The sequence below is a fragment of the Streptomyces palmae genome (assembly GCF_004684805.1).
In the GTDB taxonomy this organism is placed as follows: domain Bacteria; phylum Actinomycetota; class Actinomycetes; order Streptomycetales; family Streptomycetaceae; genus Streptomyces; species Streptomyces palmae.
On sequence record NZ_SRID01000374.1, the window covers coordinates 1 to 6,678 of the forward strand.

General features: G+C 72.5%; 5 protein-coding genes. 4 read left to right on the plus strand and 1 reads right to left on the minus strand.

Annotated elements, in window-relative coordinates:
* On the plus strand, window positions 1-585 hold a 585-nt coding region (locus E4099_RS26985; protein ID WP_135341736.1), incomplete at its 5' end, for an eCIS core domain-containing protein.
* Between the two features lie 93 nt (window positions 586-678).
* Here the strand turns inward: E4099_RS26985 and E4099_RS26990 are convergent.
* Window positions 679-2,049, minus strand: coding sequence for a COG1470 family protein (locus tag E4099_RS26990; RefSeq protein ID WP_209446758.1), 1,371 nt, complete (start codon window positions 2,047-2,049; stop codon window positions 679-681).
* Window positions 2,050-2,257: 208 nt separating this feature from the next.
* On the opposite strand from E4099_RS26990, the gene E4099_RS26995 reads away from it, so the two are divergent.
* From E4099_RS26995 to E4099_RS27005, 3 genes are all read left to right on the plus strand, one after another.
* Complete coding sequence (locus E4099_RS26995; RefSeq protein ID WP_135341737.1) at window positions 2,258-2,896, plus strand: helix-turn-helix transcriptional regulator; 639 nt, start codon at window positions 2,258-2,260, stop codon at window positions 2,894-2,896.
* A gap of 153 nt (window positions 2,897-3,049) precedes the next feature.
* The gene (locus E4099_RS34955; protein WP_280923531.1) at window positions 3,050-5,980 is read left to right on the plus strand and encodes a VWA domain-containing protein; all 2,931 of its coding nucleotides are present in this window, start codon (window positions 3,050-3,052) and stop codon (window positions 5,978-5,980) included.
* Between the two features lie 39 nt (window positions 5,981-6,019).
* A partial coding sequence (locus E4099_RS27005) for a Pvc16 family protein (RefSeq protein ID WP_135341739.1) occupies window positions 6,020-6,678 on the plus strand: 659 nt, incomplete at its 3' end.

Genomic DNA, 6,678 nt, shown 5'->3' on the forward strand with positions numbered 1-6,678 from the left:
ACCATCGACAACCTGCGGCTGAAGCTGAAGGACATCACCGACGCGGTGACCAGGGAGCAGGCCGACGCCCGCTTCGCCGTGGCCACCTACGGCGACGCCGAGGACGGGGAGAACGCCTACCAGGTGCACACCGGCAGTGAGGCGCACAACTCGGCGCGCGACGTCGGGGCGCGCGCCTACACGGTGGGGAACAACGTCGTCTTCCAACGGGACGCCTACGACCCCGCCTCGCACGAGGGCCGCACCACCCTGGCCCATGAGCTCACCCATGTCATCCAGCAGCGCAGCGGCCCGGTCGAGGGCACCGAGGCCCCCGGCGGCATCCGGGTCAGCGACCCCTCGGACCGCTTCGAGCAGGAGGCCTCGGCCAACGCCGAGCGGGTGATGTCCCAGCCCAGCCCGGCCGCCGCACAGGCCGCTGCCCCGGCGCCCGCCCCGGCCGGCGCCTCCGTCCAGCGGACGGAGGCTTCGGTGCAGCGGGCGGAGGACGAGGACGAGCAGCCGGCCGACGTCCAGGGTTCCTTCGTCCAGCGGGCCGCCGAGGGCGGCGAGAAGGAGGAGGAAGAGGAGGCGCCACCGGCGTAGCGGGTGCCGCGCCACCGAACGCAGGGGCCTGGCCGGTGCCGCGGTTCGTCCGCGGCGCCGGCCAGGCCCCTGTGCGCTGTCCCGCTCGGTCCGTCAGTTCTTGGTCGTCCGCAGCGAGCCGCCGAGGAACAGCGACTCCGAGCACTCCGAAGGCGTCGGCGCCTTCACCGGCCTGCCCACCTCGCGGCAGCTGACCGTGAGGGTCACCTTGCCCTCGGAGGGCACCTCGACCGGGGTGACGAAGTGGTAGTCCGAGTCCCGGAAGTTCTCCAGGGCCAGGTTGAGCAGCTGCCCGTCCTGGGTGGCGACGGTCAGGGTGCCCGCGTCGCCCTGCGGGTTCTGCACCACGACGTCGGTCAGGTCGAAGGTCTTGCCCTTCGGGACCGAGAGCACGGTCTCGGTGGTCGCGCCGCCGCCCACCGCGTCCCTCACCTGCCCCCGGGCGCTGGTCGGGGCCCCGGCGCCGACCGTCCCTCCGGTCCCGCCGGTCTTCCCGGATCCCCCGCCGCTGCCGCCGGCGGGCTTGTCGGCACCGCCGGAGCCCTGGGAGGAGCCGCCCGAGCCCCCCGAACCGCCGCCCGCGGGGTCCTTGCCGCCGGAGGACGGATTCTGCTGCCCCTCGCCGCCGCCCTGCTTCTCCTCGTTGCCCTTGTCCACCGCCTTCTGCACCGCTTCCGGGGTGATCGCCTCACGCGCCGCCGAGCGCACGGTGGGCCGCAGCACCGAGTACCAGAGCCCGACCAGCATGCCGATCAGCAGTGCCAGCGCCAACAGCGCCCGGGGCAGCCAGCTGGGCAGGATCGCCTGCTGCTCGTACGTACCGTCGAGCACCACCGGCTCGTACGGCGTCTGCCCCTCCAGCGGCTTGGGCGCCACCACCACCTGGAAGGGGTGGTGGATCGGCGTCCCGCGCCACAGCCGCTGGGTGGGCCGGATCTCCAGGGCGGCCAACTTGGTCTGCCCGGGCGGAATGGACAGCTCGGTGGAGTCGAAGGTCAGCTTGGTGCGCTCGCTCCCGGGCTGGGGAGTCAGCAGCACCGTGATGGGGGTGTTGCCCCGGCTGTCCACCGCCACCTTGTGCCGCCCCCGCCAGGGGCTGTGCGAGGAGCGGGGCACCAACTCCGCGGTGACCTCGATGAACGGCAGCAGGGTGACGGTGCGCTCGGGCACCACCGTCCCGCTGGGGTCACTGGTCGGGATCACCCGCAGACCCAGCGGCGTCTCACCCGGAACGGTCTCCGGGGCCCGGGGCGGGCGGAGCTTTATCGTCGCGGTGTCCGACGCCCCCGGGTAGAGCGACAGGCTCGGCGGCTCTACGGTGGTCCAGGCGGCACACGGGCCGACCACCTCGAACCGGAACTCCTCTACCGTGGTGCCCGAGTTGAGCACCTGCACAGGGATGTCCGCCTCGTCACCGGGCTCCAAGGTGACGGGGGACTCATCCAGGCTCGCCGAAACACTCATGGCGCGAACCGTACGGGCCCGGTGCGTACCCCCGCACTGACCGCACAGGAACACTTTCGGGCACAACTCCTTTCTCTCTGAGCCATCATCAGTTTCCCTGGTGCCTAAGCGACTTCCGAGGGGAAGCGTGTCGGTGGGGAGATCCGCGAAGAGCGGTATGACAAGCCCATGATGTCTCGCCGTTCTTCTGGGGGATGGAGAGAGCGACATGAATCAGGCAATCGCGGACCGCATCATGGTGGACCTGAGAGCTCAGGACCCCATTTCTCAAGCCGGGGTGGCCAGCCACCTGCGGACGAGGCCCGAGGTACGGCTCATCGACCGGGCCGGCACCGAGGCACCGCAGGTGGTCCTGGTGGTGGTGGACACGGTCGACGACGGCGTACTGCGGGTACTGCGGCAGATCCAGCGGACCTGCCCGGCCCGCGGCGTACTGGTCACCACGCACATCGACGAACAGCAGCTGGTGAGCGCGGCCGAATGCGGCTTCGTGGGAGTGGTCCGGCGCGCCGAGGCCACCCCGGAACGGCTGGTCCAGGTGATCGGCGCGGTGGCGAAGGGAGAGGGACACGTGCCGGCCGACCTGCTCGGCAGCCTGCTGGAACAGGTCGGCAAACTACAGGGGGAGGTGCTCGGCCCACGCGGACTCAACTTCACCGGTCTGGCCGCCCGCGAGATCGAGGTGCTGCGACTGGTCGCCGAGGGCTATGACACGGCGGACATCGCCGTGAAGCTCTCCTACTCCGAGCGCACCATCAAGAACGTGCTGCACGCGGTGATGACCAGACTCAACCTCCGCAACCGCTCGCACGCGGTGGCGTACGCCCTCCGGCAGGGGCTGATCTGAGCGTCCCGGCGGAGTCGGAAGCGCAGGGTCGCCAGCGCTGGATGCCCCATGGGGCACCGGACCTACCCGAAGGGTTGGCTCGCCTCCCGCTGCCCGCGCGGACCGCCCGCGCGACCGTGGAGCCCTGCGCGCCGATCTCGAATGGAGTGTTCTGTGCCGGGGGTTCAGCGCTTTCGATCACGCGGTTCTCGGTCCGGCGGTATCTGGCGCCGGCGTTGGTGGACCCGAGCACGGGCCACCGCCGCCTTCCGCCTGGGCGGGCTGACCGCCGCACTGATCCTGGTGGTCAGCGTCGTCCCCGGCACCGCCGCGCCCAACCGGCCACCGGACCCGGAACCCACGGTGACCCCCGCCCGGGTGGTCGACGCCCTGGACCCCGGTTCGTCGCTCACCGTGAACAAGCAGGTCCGCACCCCGGCCGTGCCACCGCGGCCGGACGTGGTGCTGCTGGTCGACGGCACCGGAAGCATGAGCGACACCATCGACAACCTGCGGCTGAAGCTGAAGGACATCACCGACGCGGTGACCAGGGAGCAGTCCGACGCCCGCTTCGCCGTGGCCACCTACGGCGACGCCGAGGACGGGGAGAACGCCTACCAGGTGCTGCAAGGGCTGACCGACGACATGGCCGCGGTGAAGCGGGGCGTCGACAAGCTCACCGCCACCATGGGCAACTTCAGCCCGGCCGAGGACTGGATCAACGCGCTCTGGCAGGTGGCCACCGACGGCGAAGGCGGCACCGGCTTCCGGGAGGGCGCCAGCCCGGTCGTGGTCCTGGTCGGCGACGCCTCCAGCCACGACCCGAGCATGGGCCACACCCGCACCGAGGCCACCAACGCGCTGCAGCACGCCGGAGCCCGGGTCATCGCCGTCGACATCGACACGTACATCGGCGACGGCCTCAACGGCAACGGCGACAACGGCCACTCCGATCCCGGGGAGGAGACCCACGAGCCCGACCAGGCCACCAACGTCGCCCGCGACACCGAGGGCACCCTCTTCGAGGGCATCGACCCCAGCAAGGTGGCCGACACCATCGTGGAGGGGCTCACCAACCTCCCCACCACCGTCACCTACCAGACGCTGAACTGCAGCCCGTTCCTGACCGTCACCCTGGACCCGCCGTCCCGCAAGGTCACCAGCGGCCAGACCGCCGGCTTCCAGGAGACCATCACGGCGGCGCCGAACGCGCCGCAGGGCACCGACCTCGACTGCACCGTCCAGTTCCTGCTGAACGGCAAGGTGCCCGGTGGCACCCCGACGACGCTGCTGGACGACGACGGCACCGCCGGCAGCTACGACCCCAGCGCGGGCGGCGGAAGCGCTGACGGCGGCTCCGGCCGGAGCTCCGCCGGGGCGGTCGCGGGCGCCATCGGCGGCGTCGACGGCGGCCGGAACGGCGGGCTGATCGCGGGCGGCGTCGGCGGGGCGACCACCGGCTCGGACGGTTGCACCGGCGGAACCATCGTCGGAGCGGCCGGCGCCGGCATCGGCGGCGTGAACGGCGGCCGCGGTACGGGAGCCGTCGCGGGCCTGCTGGGCGGCGCGGTCAGCGGACCCAGCGGCGGCTGCGACCAGACCGGCGGCACGTCCTCCGGTTCCTCCGGCTCGTCCGCCTCCGGCGCGTCGTCCGGTTCCTCGTCCGGCTCCTCGACCTCGGGTGGGTCCTCCGGCACGGCGTCCTCCGGCGGCCAGATCGCCGGGCTCATCGGAGGGCTGATCGGAGGGGCCGACGGCGGCCAGACCGCCGGCCTGATCGGCGGGTTGATCGGCGGCGGGAAGGGCGGAGCGACCAACGGCATCGGCGGCGGCAACGGCGGGCCGGGCGGCAGCCCCGGTGGTCCCGGTGGCGGCCCGGCCGGCCCCGGGGGCAGCCCCGGCGGGCCCGGCGGCAGCCCGGGTGGTCCCGGCGGTGACCCCGGAGGCAGTCCCGGTGGGCCAGGTGGTGACCCCGGGGGCAGCCCCGGCGGGCCTGGCGGCGATCCCGGGGGCAGCCCAGGCGGCCAGCCCGGAGGCGACAGCCAGGGCCCCGGCGATCCCGGTACTCCTGGCGGCGACAGCCAGGGCCCCGGCGGCGGAGGGGGCGACGACGAACCCGTACCCGCCTACCAGGAGCGCATCACCATCAGCGTCAACGACATGGAGGCCCCCGTGGTCGTCGTCGACGACCGCACGGTGGTGGCCACCGGCAAGGACGGCGCGAAGATCGAATTCGTGTCGGGCGCGGAGGACGCGGTCGACGGGCAACTGCCCGTCAGCTGCGAGCCCGCCAGCGGATCCCTCTTCCCGGTCGGCACCACCATCGTCACCTGCACGGCCACCGACTCGGCGGGCAACACCGGCAAGGACACGGCGATCTTCAAGGTGCTGCCCAAGCCCGCCCCGCCCGAGCCGCCGGAGCCGCCGGAGCCGCCGAAGCCGCCCATCCCCGACGAGGCCGACATCGCCGTGGACGTGACGCTGAACCCGGCCCACAACTACACCGGCCGGCAGAGCGTGGCCCGCTTCACCCTCACCAACGCAGGCCCCAAGACGGCGAAGGACGTCGTCCTCAGCACCAGCTGGCCGCAGTCCGAGGACCCCGGCAAGCGGGAACTGAGCACGATCTCGATGTGCAGCAGCGCCAACCCCTGCACCCTGCGCCCCGGAGACCGCATCAACATCCTCCAGGGCGGCATCTACCACCAGCCCGTCAGCGGTGACGTCAAGGCCACCGTCACCGGCTCGCCCCGCGACCCGGAGCGCGCGGACAACAAGGACTCGGCACACCTGCGCGTCGTCCAGCCGAAGCTGACCCTGACGCCCGAGGTCGGCCCGCCCGGCTCGGTGCCGCTGGCCCGCGGCAAGGACTTCCCGCCCGGCGCCGTGGTCACCCTGACCTGGCACCCGGGAATCACCGCGGCCCGCTCGACGGTACGCGTCGCCCCCGACGGCACCTTCGACGCCCAGGTCTTGGTGCTCCGCAAGGACCGCCTCGGGCCGCGCACCCTCCGCGCCGAGGTCAGCGGCCTCGACCCGATGGAGAAGCCGTTCCTCGTCGTACAGCGCCACCTCGAGCCCCCGGACTTCGCGGGCCGTTCCTGACACCGTGCCCAGCGCCCACCGCCACCAGGAGACACCGCAGTGATCCATGAGGTCGACGAGGCCCTGCGCACGCTGTTCCGCACCGACGCGCTCCAGGGCGCCCAGATCTCCGTGGTGTTCGACGCACCCACCCGCGACTGGGCCGCCACCGTGAACGCGCCCACCGTCAACCTCTACCTCTACGACATCCGGGAGGACATGCGGCGCCGCGAACGCGGTCTGCACAACGAGTACAACGAGCAGGGCATCGTGATCGCCCGCCGGCGCCCACCGCGGTACTTCAAGCTCTCCTATCTGATCACCGCCTGGACCAAGCGCCCCGAGGACGAGCACCGGCTGCTCTCCTCGCTCCTGTCCTGCCTGCTGAGGTACGAGGCACTCCCCGAGGAGCGGCTCACCGGCTCACTGGCCGAGGTCGGGGTGGCGGTGCCCATCACCGTGGCCCTGCCACCCCCCGAGGACCGCTCCTTCGCCGACGTGTGGAGCGCCCTGGGCGGTGAACTCAAGCCCTCCCTCGACCTGGTGGTCAGCGTGCCGGCCACCGACTCGCCGGTCTACGCCGCGGGACCCCCGGTGGGCGAGGACGGCATGCGGATCGGCTTCGACACCCTGGACCCGGACGAAGCGGACGCCGCCGGTCCGTACCAGACGACCCCCGACGGCCGGAAACTCCCCGTCTACGGCACCCGCCCCGGCGC